Genomic DNA, 13,118 nt, shown 5'->3' with positions numbered 1-13,118 from the left:
GATTTGGTGGTTAATAATTCACTTTGGACGGCGGTAATTGATTAATTTTTAAAAAATGCGTATCTTTTGTCCGTTATTTTATAAGGATAAAAAGCAGTGAAATCATATTCACCATGTAAATTTACGTAATGCCAAATTAATTAGGATAAGGATCATCAATGTTCAAACAACTATTATTGCTCAGCGCTTTATTCTCTTCTGTGGTTTTCGCACAAGAACGCGAAATTGCGATTACCATAGATGATTTACCTTTAGTTGCCTCAAGAATGAATAACCCAGGCAATATCCAACGCGCTACAGAGCGTTTTAATCAAATTGTGCAAGCTTTTCAAAAATATAAGGTTCCTGTGGTTGGTTTTGTTATTGCAGGAGCAATTGAGAAAGGTCAATGGGCATTTTTAGAGCAGTTTCGCCAGGCTGGTTTTATGATTGGTAATCATACTTATTCACATTACAATTTAAATCAAATGAGTGCGGAAAAATACATCGCCGATATTGAGCGCGCCGATAAAATTCTGGCTCTCATTATGACCACCCCTAAATATTTTCGTTACCCATACCTTGCTGAAGGTAACACAGTAACCAAACAGAAAGTTCTTGATTATCTAAGAGAGCATCATTATACCATTGCTCCAGTCACTATAGACAGTAAAGACTTTAAATTTAATGAAATGATTTATAAGGTTCCTTATAATTCACGAATTAATTATATTAAAAAATTAAAACCACAGTATTTGGCTTATATTTGGAAGCAAACTTTACTTGCAGAAAAAAGAGCGGGGGAAAATAATGGTAAGCAAATTTTATTAATTCATGCCAATATATTAAATAGCTATTTATTGAGTGCTGTTTTGGAAATGTATCAAAAAAATGGATACAAATTCATAAGCTTAACCGAGGCATTAACTAATCCTGCACCAACTATTCAATTTCCTATAGAAAAAAATAAAAATGAGAAACTTGGCCCAACGCTAGAAGATGAGCTACTTCATATTCCACAGCAAAGATCCTAAGGAGATATCATGCTCATCATTGCAGTCATTTTATTTTTGTTTGCTGCAGCACTTGGTTTGGTGATTTTAACTGCAGTACTGGAAGACAGAAAAACCAATAAGAAAATACTTTATATTCATGGGATTGTAGCAATAATTGCTCTAGTACTTATGATTATCGATATCGCTCTTTTTGGCAGGGGCTCCTTAGTAATCTTAAGTCTTATTTTGTTTATATTAGCAGCTTTAGGTGGCTTAACTATGTTTACTTTGGATATGCAGAAAAAGCCTGTTCCTAAATGGCTTGCTCTGATTCATCCAGTAGTAGCTCTTGCTGGATTGATTGCATTAGTCGCATACATACTGCCTTGATACGTTCCAACAAGCGTGTCGCTACCTCATTATACGCTAATGAAGAAGCTCAAAAAGCATTCGAAGTCGCCCTGCATAAACGCAATATTTAATACGCTATAATCTGGAATTAAGTTTAATTATGAGTAAAATAGCGTTTCTCAAACGTAGTGATGGCTCCTCTGAATGCGGCATTATATGCCAAACTTAGAGATCACTGCGTTTGAGCCGAACCACTCCACCAGAAATAGCCGAGATTCGTGGGCCTGGTAAGATAAATCCAGATAAGTTTAAAGGATCAACCGCTGCAATTTCTATTGTTTCTTCAGCAAATTGTTTATGCCGAATAGCTCTTAATGATTCAACTGCATAAGGCAAAGCAAATTGCTCCCCTAAAAAACCTTCAACAAAACGCCCACCTCTAATTTCTCCTCGATCTTCTAAAATCCTGAACACTGTATGCAATTCACGCCAGCGTGGAATATTTTTCTCGCGAGCTAAAAGATCGCGAAATATCACCCCATAACGTTTTAACAAAACCCAACACATCGCCTCAATTTGTTCAAAATTAAAAGAATGCACACTCTTTTTTAACAAAGACCAACGCCCAGAACTGTATTGATGCCGTACCATAGCCCGTCTTTTTTTCAACAGCCGTCGCTTAGGATCAATAATAGAACGTAAGTTATCAAATAAATCCGCAGTAACCAGTCCTGCAGTCACTAACTCCCATAAACCCATTTCTACTTCGGATTTAAGGTGTCTTACGCCATCAACAATATCCATAAAAAAGGAAGCGCCATTGTGAAATAGATACTGATAAATATCCTGAGCAAGATAACTTAAACTTGCCAAATGCTCATTACTAATCCCTTCTTTGATGTGAACAAGCCAAGAAGAGTTTTCTCTTAAGAAAAAAGTAATTGGAGCAACACTTGAGGGATTGATGCGTTTGCCATCAACAAAAGTATCAGCAGGATTCATTGTAGATGACAATCGTCCCCAGCCAACAACCCCCATGAGGCACAATTTGTCCAGCATCATTGGCTCATAATTTTTAATCCGCTTGGCAAAAATATAAGGTTCCCATGCTTTTGCCGGAATTTCAAAACCCTGTAATTGGTCAATAACAGCCAATAATCCTTGCTCTCCACTTAATTGTGTTCCTGACGCCACATGCTGCCAATTAAGCAACCAATGCACAAATTGCAAAGCCTTAACAGGTTCTATTTCTTGGCGCAACTTAGCTACTGTCAAGCGATGAATACGCGCTAATAAGCGACGTTCACACCATTCCTCAATTTCATTGCCTGCAAATATACCACGTAAAATTAAACCGTTCGCTTCCAAACGCAAGAGTACAAGTTCGATTTCAGAAGATTCTAAAGTGAGTAAATCGCTTAAATACGAATTACTGGTTGGCCCCAAATGATATAACCATCCACGAATCATGCTCAGTATGCCCTCATCCCGATTTAAAGGCTGTGATTCTATATTTTTTAACTGTTGAGGGATTAGTGCTTGCGGATAAATCACTGCAAATGTTTGTGCTTTTTCTACAGCAAACCAAAAAGTTTTGTCTTCGTAAGTAGCAACACCTGCACGTCCTGTTTTAATAAGCTCATCCATAAAAGGTTGCCAGGAATTAACAGCCTCTTGATAAACAGCATAATGTGCCGGAAAAGCAATTACAGTTTGCAACATATCCTGTAATTCATCAGCATTGCGCACATCAGGCCATGCTTGTTGACAAACTTCATTGATCACTTGAGGATCTAAACGACCAAGCTCCTTCACCAAGTGCACAGGCAAAGTTTGTCGCATTTCTACTGCTCTTGCTCGCCGTTCTTCCAAAGGTGCATCATCTAAAAATGCGTAAGGATTTGCATTTAAAATTTCATGGGCAAATACGGAAGGCGTTGACGTATCCACAGCAACACATTCAATTTCCTGGTTTTTAATTTGCGTTAACAATCGCAACAAGCCATCAATATTTAAGGCCTCATTTAAAGCATCTTTCATCGCCTCATTAATTAAGGGATGATGTGGCAACTGGATTTCACCGCCCTCCAAATTATCCTGGCATGCAACAGCATCAGGAAAAACAGCTGCCAGCAAATCCTCTGATCGCATGCGCAAAATATGAGGCGGTACTTTTTTTCCATTACGAAACCGTACTAAAGCCAAAGAGCGAATTGCATCCCAACGCCAGCGTGTGGGAAATAATGGCGACTGCAGAACTGCTTGGACAACTATTTCTTTGGCAGTTGTAGCACTTAAAAAATTAAATACATCACTCAAAGGAAAACTATGTTGTTCGGTCAGCGCAATATTAATGCCATTATCGGTTGCAGATGCTTGTAATTCCACATTAAAGGAGCGGCAAAAACATTTGCGTAAAGCTAATCCCCAGGCTTTATTAATACGTGCCCCTAAAGGTGAATGAATAATTAATTGCATGCCTCCTGATTCATCAAAAAAACGCTCAGCAATAATTCGTTTTTGGGTGGGTATCGCACCTAACATCGCGCATCCTTGCCGGATGTATTGAATCATTTGCTGCGCACCATAAGCATCGACTTTACAATAAGTCATTAACCATTGTTCAGTCTTTTTTAACGACATTTTTGATTCACCAAGTTTAGAGCTAATGAATTCGCGCAAATTAGATAAACGTAACGAAAGTTCGGCAGTACGCTCAGGAGCTTCACCCAGCCAAAAAGGAACCGATGGCGGAGCACCATGCGCATCTTCGACAATCACCAATCCTTTGGCACTTTCAATACGATTAATTTTCCATGAGGTGCTGCCTAAAAGAATAATATCACCACGATTACTTTCAACTGCAAAATCTTCATCCAAGGTACCTACCGTAATGCTGGGTTCTTCAGTTTTTACTGTAAATAAAGCATTGTCAGGAATGACACCACCACTGGTAATCGCAACTAAACGACTACCACGTCGCGCTTTTAATATCCCATTAATGCGATCATAAAAAAGATAAGCCCCATAACGCCCACGTGAGCCGGCAATCCCCTCCGAAAGCATGTGTATCACTTCATTAAAATACTCTCTAGATAAATACTGATAATGAAAAGCTTTACGCACTAACTCAAATAAAGCATCAATATGCCAATCTTCAGTGGCACAAGTAGCAACAATTTGCTGAGCCAAAATATCAATGGGTTCGTGAGGGATAAGCAATTGGTCTAAATCCCCATCGAGAATAGCATTCACAATAGCAGCACATTCTAATAATTCATCGCGAGTAGTCGCAAAAATACATCCTTTTGATACAGCACCACGCCAATGGCCTGCTCGCCCTACTCGCTGTAACATTACGGCAATAGAACGTGGTGAGCCTAATTGACACACTAAATCCACAGAGCCAATATCAATCCCAAGCTCTAAAGAAGCAGTAGCAACCAAGGCTTTTAATTCACCCTTTTTTAATTTGGTCTCTGCAGTCAAGCGTAACTTCCTGGAAAGGCTACCATGATGCGCTAATACTAAATCTTTACCTAAACGTTCCGCTAAATGATGTGCTGCTCGCTCCGCCACACGCCGAGTATTAGCAAAAATTAAAGTGGAACGATTCTGCTCGGCTAATTGCGCAAGACGATCATAAATTTCATCCCATATCTGATTTGTTGCTACGGCTCCTAATTCACTCTTAGGGACCTCTACTGCTAATTCCAAGTGTTTTACATGGCCGATATTAATAATGGCAGGAGTTTTTCGACCATTGCCTACTAAAAAATGCGCCACTCGCTCCAAAGGCTTTTGTGTTGCGGATAAACCGATACGCAATGGCGGATGATTTGCTGTTGTCTCCAAACGCTCTAAAGACAAAGCTAAATGCGCGCCACGTTTATCATCAGCTAAGGCGTGAATTTCATCAATAATGACTGTGCTTACTGTACGTAATAATTCGCGACTTTTATCTGCCGTCAGCAAAATATACAATGATTCTGGAGTAGTTACTAAAATATGTGGTGGATGTTTAAGCATCGCCTGACGTTCTTGTGCTGAAGTATCACCTGAACGCACCATCACATTGATTTCTGCCATTGCAATTCTTTGTTTTTTCGCCAGTTTCACAATATCATGCAATGGTTCTAGTAAATTTTTTTGTACATCGTTTCCCAAGGCTTTTAATGGCGAAACATACAGTACTTCTATTTCATGACTTAAAGTACCAGTGATTGCTTTACAAATCAGACGATCCAGACAAGCAAGAAAGGCGGCAAAAGTTTTTCCTGAACCTGTGGGTGCGGAAATTAAGGTATTCGTGCCAGCAAGAATTTGTGGCCAGCCATGAATTTGGGGTTCTGTGGGCGAACCAAACTGCTGCACAAACCATTGCTGCACTAAAGGATGAGCCCAAGCAAGATGATTAACAATATTCACGAAATTAACCTGGAAAAATCATTAAGAAAAGTCATCACTGTTTAAGTATACACTAAAAAATGACGCTTATTGTCTATGCATGTTCATTGACTAGAAACAAAAACAGGTAATTAAAAATCCATATGTACAGGAATAAAAAATTGAGTTGTTCCTTAGTAAGGACTACCGAAAAAATTTCAAATTTTATGACAAAAGATTTCATGATCCGTAATCAATAGATCCGCGGTTTGATTCCGCGCAACGTCATAAGAAAAGTATTAATAATCAATCATTGGTTTGATGATGCTCGCACTAAAAGTCTGATGGAATTGGAATACCTTAATTTAATTGTGGATACAGTTTGGGTAGCGCAAATGAAGCCAATTTTTTAAACATGGGTGGATTCTGATGATATACATTTATCCCCATCGTTTAAGGTATAGGCGATGGAATGTTTTTGCAACGCAGACGTGAAACCCCTTGGTGAAAAAAAAGCAGAAATATGATTAGCAACTTTAATGCCAGTTACATGTCTTTTTATACCGATCTTTTCTAAAATATCCCAGAATATCGTTAAAAATTTATTGCCGTGATGACCACGATGCATACCAAGAACATCAAGGTCATTACTAGTAATAATATGTTCTTGTTTAAAATTTTCTAAAATAATATTAGCTGACGGATCGTCGTTTAATTTTCTGAGCATCCTATTAAGAATATTTTTCTTTTTTTGCAATAAAACATCATCTAAAGGTGTTTGTTGATTTAAATGTTTTTGATACTCTTCACATATTTTTTTGAGACTAATAAGTGTTTTTAACTGAGGAATGCAGTCTTTTAATTCTTGGCAACTACTACATCTGAGTAATTTTTTACTTATCTGAATAAAAAAAAGGCGAGTCCTTCTTTACGAAGAAGCATAGCTCTGTTAAAAAACCTGCTCTAATTTCTTCAAATTTTTTATATTCTTTTTGTAATTCTCGTAGTTCACTATCTGTAGGAGGAGAAAGAAAATTATTTGTTTGAAGATAATTTGCTAAAAAACAATAGGCTGATATATCTTCAACTTCTCTACCACCTATAAAGTAATTCTTTTCTCTTTCCCCTAAAAGAGCAAGTATTTTCGATGTGTCGTTGCTATACCATTGATTAGCTAATATAAAAACAACCATTATTTCTTTATAATTTTTTGAAGTTAAAAAACCGTATAGCCATTTAGAACGCATCGAGTCCAAAAGATAACGATTAAGGGGATCATAATGCTCCTCTTGATGAATAACAAAAGAGGTGGTACTAGAGGTACAGCGATTAGTAAGAACATATTTCCCTGCTTTTATAGCTTGGAACGCTTTTTCATAATCAACTTCTGAAGCATATTCAATTGAGTGAATATCAATGTTTCCAAATTCTTTTAGCTTTTCGATACATGAATCATAAGCATCTTGTGAACTCGATTTAGTTAAAGGCATTTCAGTTGAGATATTATTTGATCTAAAAGTGAATTATTTTGCCATATTAGCTTAAAAAGTTCAACTTCTCTTTATGGAGGAATTAATTTGGCTTAGTCGGTGCCTAGATAATTTAAAGAACATGGCTCTAGTAACATTATTTATGGTGCATTGCTCATGATCAACTTATGGTTAAAATTTTCCATATGTTGGGTTAAATGAAGCTAATTCTTCCATTTCCATAATAGGAGGAGCTGATGGTGCGACTGTATTTACCTGATTATTAATTAATTCATTTGCTACAAAATAAAATGAAGAACCAATCGTTTCCAATTTACTTAAGAGTCTTTCTAAAATAGCAACAGACGCAGTTACCGATGCATTTAAACCATACTCTATTGCAACTCCACCAAAAAGAGGCACACTGGCAAATAAAAAAGAACCTGTCGCAAAACCAAGTAAAGTTGAACTGGCTACGATTACTGGCGTGCGTTTTTGAGAGATTAGATGGGTCATGGTTGGGCGTGGTGTGTTTAAGACTGCTCTATGTTTTGCGAGACAAAGAGTAATTGTATCTTTTAAGCTTGCTATTAGAACACAGATATTATTAATTTCGGTGATGGAATCTGATGGAACAGGCAAGTTATTAAACTCATTGATAATTAAATCAATTTGTTGACAAAGATTAGTAATAATTACACTTTTTTTATAGCTTGGATTCCCCGCATTATTATCAACTAAATCTGTTAATTCCTTATCCTTATTTTGTAATTCTTTCAGTAAAGGGTATAAATCCCGTAATTCTTTAATACTTTTAAAATGACTTTCTCGTTTCAAAAACATAGTTCCTCCTTGACAATTATAGCTTATGTGATTATTTGCTTTTAATAAAGAAAAATTAATAACTACCTTAAGCACTCCTATGTTCATCCGCATCGAACTGCTCTACTTGCTTAAAGCATTTGTCCGCCAGAAACTTCAATTCTCTGAGCAGTTAGCCAGCGATTATCATCACTCAGTAAAGAAGCTACCATGGAACCAATGTCATCAGGAAGTCCCACTCTTCCTAGCGCAGTTTGTGAGGCAATAAATTGATTTAATTCTTTATTGTCACGTACAGCCCCGCTACCAAAATCAGTTTCTATTGCGCCAGGAGCCACAACATTAACCTGTATACGTCGTTCCCCAAACTCTTTCGCCATATAACGGGTTAATATCTCTATTCCACCTTTCATGGCAGCATACACTGCGTAGCCAGGTAGAGTAATACGCGTTAAACCTGTTGAAATATTCACAATATGACCACCATCATTAATTAATGGTAATAATTTCTGAGTAACAAAAAATGGACCTTTAAGTTGAATTTTCATTAAAATATCAAACTGTTCCTCAGTCATTTCAGCAACAAGAGCGCCAATACCAATTCCTGCATTATTTACTAAATAATCAAAATAGGAGGCTCCCCAATGATCAAGGAGTTCGCGCTTGACACGCTCGGCAAATACCTCAATAGAATGAATATTCGATACATCCAATTCCAAGGCGCGAGCTTTACGCCCCATAACTTCGATTTGTTTTACTACTTCTTCGGCTTCTTGCTTTTTACTGTTATAGCTTATGATGACATCATTTCCCTTCTTAGCAAGATGGATCGCCATACTTTTTCCTAAACCACGACTTGCGCCTGTTATAACTGCAATTTTCATAGCATTTCCTTGGTCAATTTACCTGCATTGAGTATAGGCCCAAAATAGATCATTTACCCATTTGCATACTAATTCATTGCATTTGAAATAAATCTAAATTATAATTTTATTTGAAACATAATAGGAAAATAAAATGAAAGCTTCTCTAAATAAACATCAAGAGCGAGAACGTGTTTTAACAAAAGCAATTCTCAATTTGGCTGATTTTTATGATTTAAGCGGCAAAGACTTAAGTGACATCATTGGCATTAGTGAATCTACTACTACTCGCTTACATCAAGGTAAAAAATTGATTTCACCAGACACTAAGGAAGGCGAAATGGCCTTACTTTTACTACGTGTTTATCGTGGATTAAATTCGCTTATTGGCAATAATCATAACAAAGCCAAAATTTGGCTCAATAGTTTTAATCATTATTTTCATGAACACCCTCTTAAACATATGAAAACAGTTTCCGGATTAGTTGATGTAGTAAATTATTTGGATGCAATGCGTGGAAAGCTATGAATGCTTGGGATTTATGCAAAAATAATGAATTAATAAAACCACTTACCGCTGAACCCTGGCGAGTTGTCGAGGCACAACATATCTTAAGTGCACGTGATTTAGTAGATAATCGTGAAGAGCATGATTTGTTAGAGGAGCTTTTAGAAGAATCAAAACCGCTCATTGAAAAAGAAAAAAACTACCTGATTTTTACTCCCTTTCGCTATCCACCACTCAAATATGGCTCCCGTTTTGGTCGTATTTGTGAGCCATCACTGTGGTATGGCTCACTGAAACTAGAGACAGCCTTTAATGAAGTTGCTTACTATCGATTTAAATTTTTAAAGGATACACAAGCAGATCTGGGGTATTTAGAAATTTCAATGACCGCGTTTACTGCTTATCTAAGCACTGGCCGAGGTATAGATCTTACTGAAGCTCCTTTTCATGAATATCTAGACCAAATTACGAATAAAGAAGTTTATGAATACAGCCAAATGCTGGGCACCTCAATGCGAGAACAACAAATTGAGGCCTTTCTCTACCCTTGTGCTCGTTCTAAAAAAACGGCAACAAATGTTGCTGCTTATACACCTACTGTATTTAAAATGAAAGGAAACCGATACATTAATAATCAACAAACTTGGATCTGCCTGGCAAATAAACAAGTTATTGAATTTACGCGAATTGGTATTTTAGGTAAGGAACGATATTCCTTTACTGAAAGTTATTTCCATTAAGCAAAAATGAGGACAATGTCCTCATTTTTATTACTTTTTCTTATTATCTTTTGCTTTTTCGTGATGTTTTTTCATTTTGTCACTAGGATGAACAGCATGTTGTTGATCATGACGACGTGCATCTTGAGATTCGTGTTTAAATTTATTCTCTTTGGACATATCCATTCTCCAGAAGATTAAAATTAGTACTACCGCATTAAATTTAGTTTCTAATAATCAAAAAAGCAAATCTATGTTTATATTTAAATCCCAATTTTTCCTACCACGTTATCTGGATTGAATTACAGAAACGGAGCAAAGCTGCATCTATGTAACAGTAATAATATGCACATTAAATGCCCTATGTGGTACAATATGAAGTTATTGTTTGTTCTTACGGAATAATTCCATGTTAGAATGGCTAAAAAGGCAAGCCCCCCATTTTTTTAATCCCTTGAAATTAGGCATAGCGGGGATTGCTTTAACTATTCTTGCTCTTCTCGGCGCCACTGTTGCATCTCTGATGACTTTTTTTATAGGTCCTTTTCTTTCCGTTCGCATGCAGTGGCAATTTAATTTAGTCAATGAATCTATTTTAAAACGTATTTTATTAACTGCCCTTACTGGAATTGGTCTCTTTGTTGCTTACGCAATAAGTTTTCCTTTCGTTGTTCTTGGTTTAGCAATAAGTACTGTCATCTGGCCAGTAGGCGGTGTTTATTTTGCTGTTTCTCGTGGTTGGGAAAATGGAATTGTACTTTCCTTGAAACACGCACGGGATTATTTAAGTCTACTAAAAACGCTATTGTTTCATCCTGAACGAATTATGGGAGAGCCAGAACGGGAAATTAACTTTCCACAAAATAATAATCCTCGCTCTATTTTGGATAATGCAAGAAATCAGATTAATTATGCTCAAAGTGCGCATCAAGCAACTATTGAAACTGGAGTAGAGGATGTTTTAAAGATTTGGAAAGAAAAATATGGAAATTTAGAGAGTCGTAACATTTTAACGCAGATTAAAGAATATCAAGATCAACTAAAAACCAAGGAACAAAATATAAAAACTAAAGCAGCGATTCGTTTTTTAGATCGTGTACTTAATGAGGGAAGCCTTATGACGTTACAACGCAAAGATGGAACTTCTTTAAGGACAATCGTTATATGGGCTTTTTCCCATATGCAAATTCCAGAAAACTGGTTACCTGAGGTGACAAAAGAAGACGTTGACAATAATTTCATCGAATCCCTTTATCAAATACAGCGAGGTTATAATATAGATAAACAAAACATTGATGATGGCAAAAGCGATAATAATACATGTTTTGGTGGTAGTATCAACAAATTAGTTTATGGAATGAAAACTGTCTTAAAAGGAATAGAAATCAATTACATGAGCAACACAACTGCGTTACTTAAATTACAGGCACTTGCAAAAAAGGAAATAAATGATTATATCCATCATGCTAGCGAAACAGAAAAAGCAGAAATTAGTTTTGAGGATATACCAGCACAGAAACAAGAACAACTGAAAGAAAACATTAAGATTGTTTTTTCAAACGAGTTCAAGAAAATGCCAGGACGTGACAAAATATTAACCGATTTTTTCTCAGCACTGCCCTATTTAACGATTCCTATAACACGAGATACACCTAATGCAAGCCCTAGTCCTAACTTATGATCTGCAACCATTTAGTTTTAATGGGCACTATTTAACAGAGGTTAAGATGTTCTTATCTTTCAGGTAAAAAGGAAATAGAGTCTTGCCATAATTATTTTTATTTTTTTAAGGAAGCATTTATTGTATCATTGGCTTCACGCGCAGGTAAGTTAAAAAGCACAAAAGGAAATTGCTTTTATGAAAATCATTATCGGTGGTGGCACAGGTTTAGTCGGGCAAGCTTTAGTACCAGAACTTATCAAATCTGGATATGAAATCTACATAATTGGCAGAGATAAGGAAAAGATTAAAAAAATTTTTAAAAATAAAGTACATGCAAATACCTGGGATGGGTTACCTGCTTTAAATCCCGCAACCTTTGATGCAATTATTAATCTAACCGGCGAGAATATTGCAGCACACCGCTGGTCCTCCAAAGTAAAAAATAAATTGTTATCCAGTCGTATCAAAGCAACTCAAAAATTTGTGGATTGGGCCGCAAAAGTCAAATTGAAAAAACCTCACTTGTATAATGCCAGTGCTATTGGAATTTATGGTTTGCAACATAAGGTTCCTAGTGAACAAGAAGCCTATACAGAGAACAGTGTTATTCCACCAGCAATGCAAAACAGTTTTTCCAGTCAATTAGTACATCAGTGGGAACAAACTGCTTTACAGGGCAAAGAAGCCAATATTCCAGTGACTTTAATGCGTTTTGGTGTTGTATTAAAAAGTGGTGATGGTTTGCTCAAAAAATTAGAGCTTCCCACGCAATATAGCTTGAGTGCTGTCATTGGTAATGGGGAGCAGCCTGTTGCCTGGATAGATCATGCAGATCTCATCAAAGGCATCTGCTTTTTATTAGATCACCCAGAAATTATCGGACCTGTCAATTTGGTAGCCCCTGAATTGGTATCGCAGAAATATTTTAACAAAACCATGGCGCAAATATTTGGTAAGCCAACCTTCTTACGTTTACCATCGTGGTTTGTGCATTGTGCGTTTGGACAAATGGGTGATGAGCTATTACTTGCTGGGCAGGCAGTAATTCCACAACGCCTTACGGAAGCGGAATTTCAATTTCAATATCCAACACTATTATCCGCATTAAGCCATGAATACGAAAAAACAGCATCTCAGCATTAACATAAAGCAGCTTAGTTTAACTAAGCTGCTTTCTTTGGGATTTCAAACAATTAATTATGGAAATTAGGCCCTTTGTTCAAAAGACCAAGATCCTTAATGCTACTTTTTTCAGGTAAAGAACCTACCTTTGGTAAGTTATGGCTCATGTCTTTAGATTGTAAATGTTGTTTATCTGCTAATATACGCACATCGTGTTTTACAGGGTGTGCGGGCATGTGAT

General features: G+C 36.7%; 12 protein-coding genes. 6 read left to right on the top strand and 6 right to left on the bottom strand.

The window, feature by feature from the left end; translation table 11 throughout:
- Nucleotides 1-158 precede the first annotated feature (158 nt).
- Nucleotides 159-1,013 carry a polysaccharide deacetylase family protein gene (locus QM652_RS00060; protein ID WP_415072101.1) on the top strand — a complete coding sequence of 285 codons (855 nt, stop codon included), beginning with the start codon at nt 159-161 and terminating at the stop codon, nt 1,011-1,013.
- A gap of 9 nt (nt 1,014-1,022) precedes the next feature.
- Nucleotides 1,023-1,364 carry a hypothetical protein gene (locus QM652_RS00055; RefSeq protein WP_415072100.1) on the top strand — a complete coding sequence of 114 codons (342 nt, stop codon included), beginning with the start codon at nt 1,023-1,025 and terminating at the stop codon, nt 1,362-1,364.
- Nucleotides 1,365-1,550: 186 nt separating this feature from the next.
- Here QM652_RS00055 and QM652_RS00050 read toward each other — a convergent pair whose 3' ends face one another.
- From QM652_RS00050 to QM652_RS00030, 5 genes are all read right to left on the bottom strand, one after another.
- Entirely contained in the window at nt 1,551-5,753 is a 4,203-nt protein-coding gene (locus QM652_RS00050; protein WP_415072099.1) for a DEAD/DEAH box helicase, read from the bottom strand.
- Between the two features lie 367 nt (nt 5,754-6,120).
- Nucleotides 6,121-6,468 carry a hypothetical protein gene (locus QM652_RS00045; protein ID WP_415072098.1) on the bottom strand — a complete coding sequence of 116 codons (348 nt, stop codon included), beginning with the start codon at nt 6,466-6,468 and terminating at the stop codon, nt 6,121-6,123.
- A 136-nt stretch (nt 6,469-6,604) separates the two neighbouring features.
- Nucleotides 6,605-7,201, bottom strand: coding sequence for a hypothetical protein (locus QM652_RS00040; RefSeq protein ID WP_415072097.1), 597 nt, complete (start codon nt 7,199-7,201; stop codon nt 6,605-6,607).
- A 171-nt stretch (nt 7,202-7,372) separates the two neighbouring features.
- Complete coding sequence (locus QM652_RS00035; RefSeq protein WP_415072096.1) at nt 7,373-8,023, bottom strand: hypothetical protein; 651 nt, start codon at nt 8,021-8,023, stop codon at nt 7,373-7,375.
- Between the two features lie 110 nt (nt 8,024-8,133).
- Nucleotides 8,134-8,886, bottom strand: a complete 753-nt coding sequence (locus QM652_RS00030) for an SDR family NAD(P)-dependent oxidoreductase (protein WP_415072095.1) — start codon at nt 8,884-8,886, stop codon at nt 8,134-8,136.
- A 133-nt stretch (nt 8,887-9,019) separates the two neighbouring features.
- On the opposite strand from QM652_RS00030, the gene QM652_RS00025 reads away from it, so the two are divergent.
- Both QM652_RS00025 and QM652_RS00020 read left to right on the top strand, forming a co-directional pair.
- On the top strand, nt 9,020-9,394 hold the full coding sequence (locus tag QM652_RS00025) for an MbcA/ParS/Xre antitoxin family protein (protein WP_415072094.1): 375 nt from the start codon (nt 9,020-9,022) through the stop codon (nt 9,392-9,394).
- A complete protein-coding gene (locus QM652_RS00020; protein WP_415072093.1) occupies nt 9,391-10,113 on the top strand; it encodes an RES family NAD+ phosphorylase in 723 nt (240 codons plus the stop codon). Before QM652_RS00025 ends, QM652_RS00020 begins: the two co-directional genes overlap by 4 nt.
- Before the next feature lie 30 nt (nt 10,114-10,143).
- Here QM652_RS00020 and QM652_RS00015 read toward each other — a convergent pair whose 3' ends face one another.
- Nucleotides 10,144-10,272 (bottom strand): hypothetical protein, encoded by a 129-nt coding sequence (locus QM652_RS00015; protein ID WP_415072092.1) that lies wholly within the window; start codon nt 10,270-10,272, stop codon nt 10,144-10,146.
- Nucleotides 10,273-10,501: 229 nt separating this feature from the next.
- On the opposite strand from QM652_RS00015, the gene QM652_RS00010 reads away from it, so the two are divergent.
- A complete protein-coding gene (locus QM652_RS00010; protein WP_415072091.1) occupies nt 10,502-11,773 on the top strand; it encodes a hypothetical protein in 1,272 nt (423 codons plus the stop codon).
- Between the two features lie 177 nt (nt 11,774-11,950).
- Nucleotides 11,951-12,898, top strand: coding sequence for a TIGR01777 family oxidoreductase (locus QM652_RS00005; RefSeq protein WP_415072090.1), 948 nt, complete (start codon nt 11,951-11,953; stop codon nt 12,896-12,898).
- The last annotated feature ends 220 nt before the right edge of the window (nt 12,899-13,118 follow it).

Origin of the sequence: Legionella sp. (genome assembly GCF_047605385.1) — a bacterium.
Taxonomy (GTDB): domain Bacteria; phylum Pseudomonadota; class Gammaproteobacteria; order Legionellales; family Legionellaceae; genus Legionella.
This window is presented reverse-complemented; position numbering and strand designations above follow the sequence as displayed.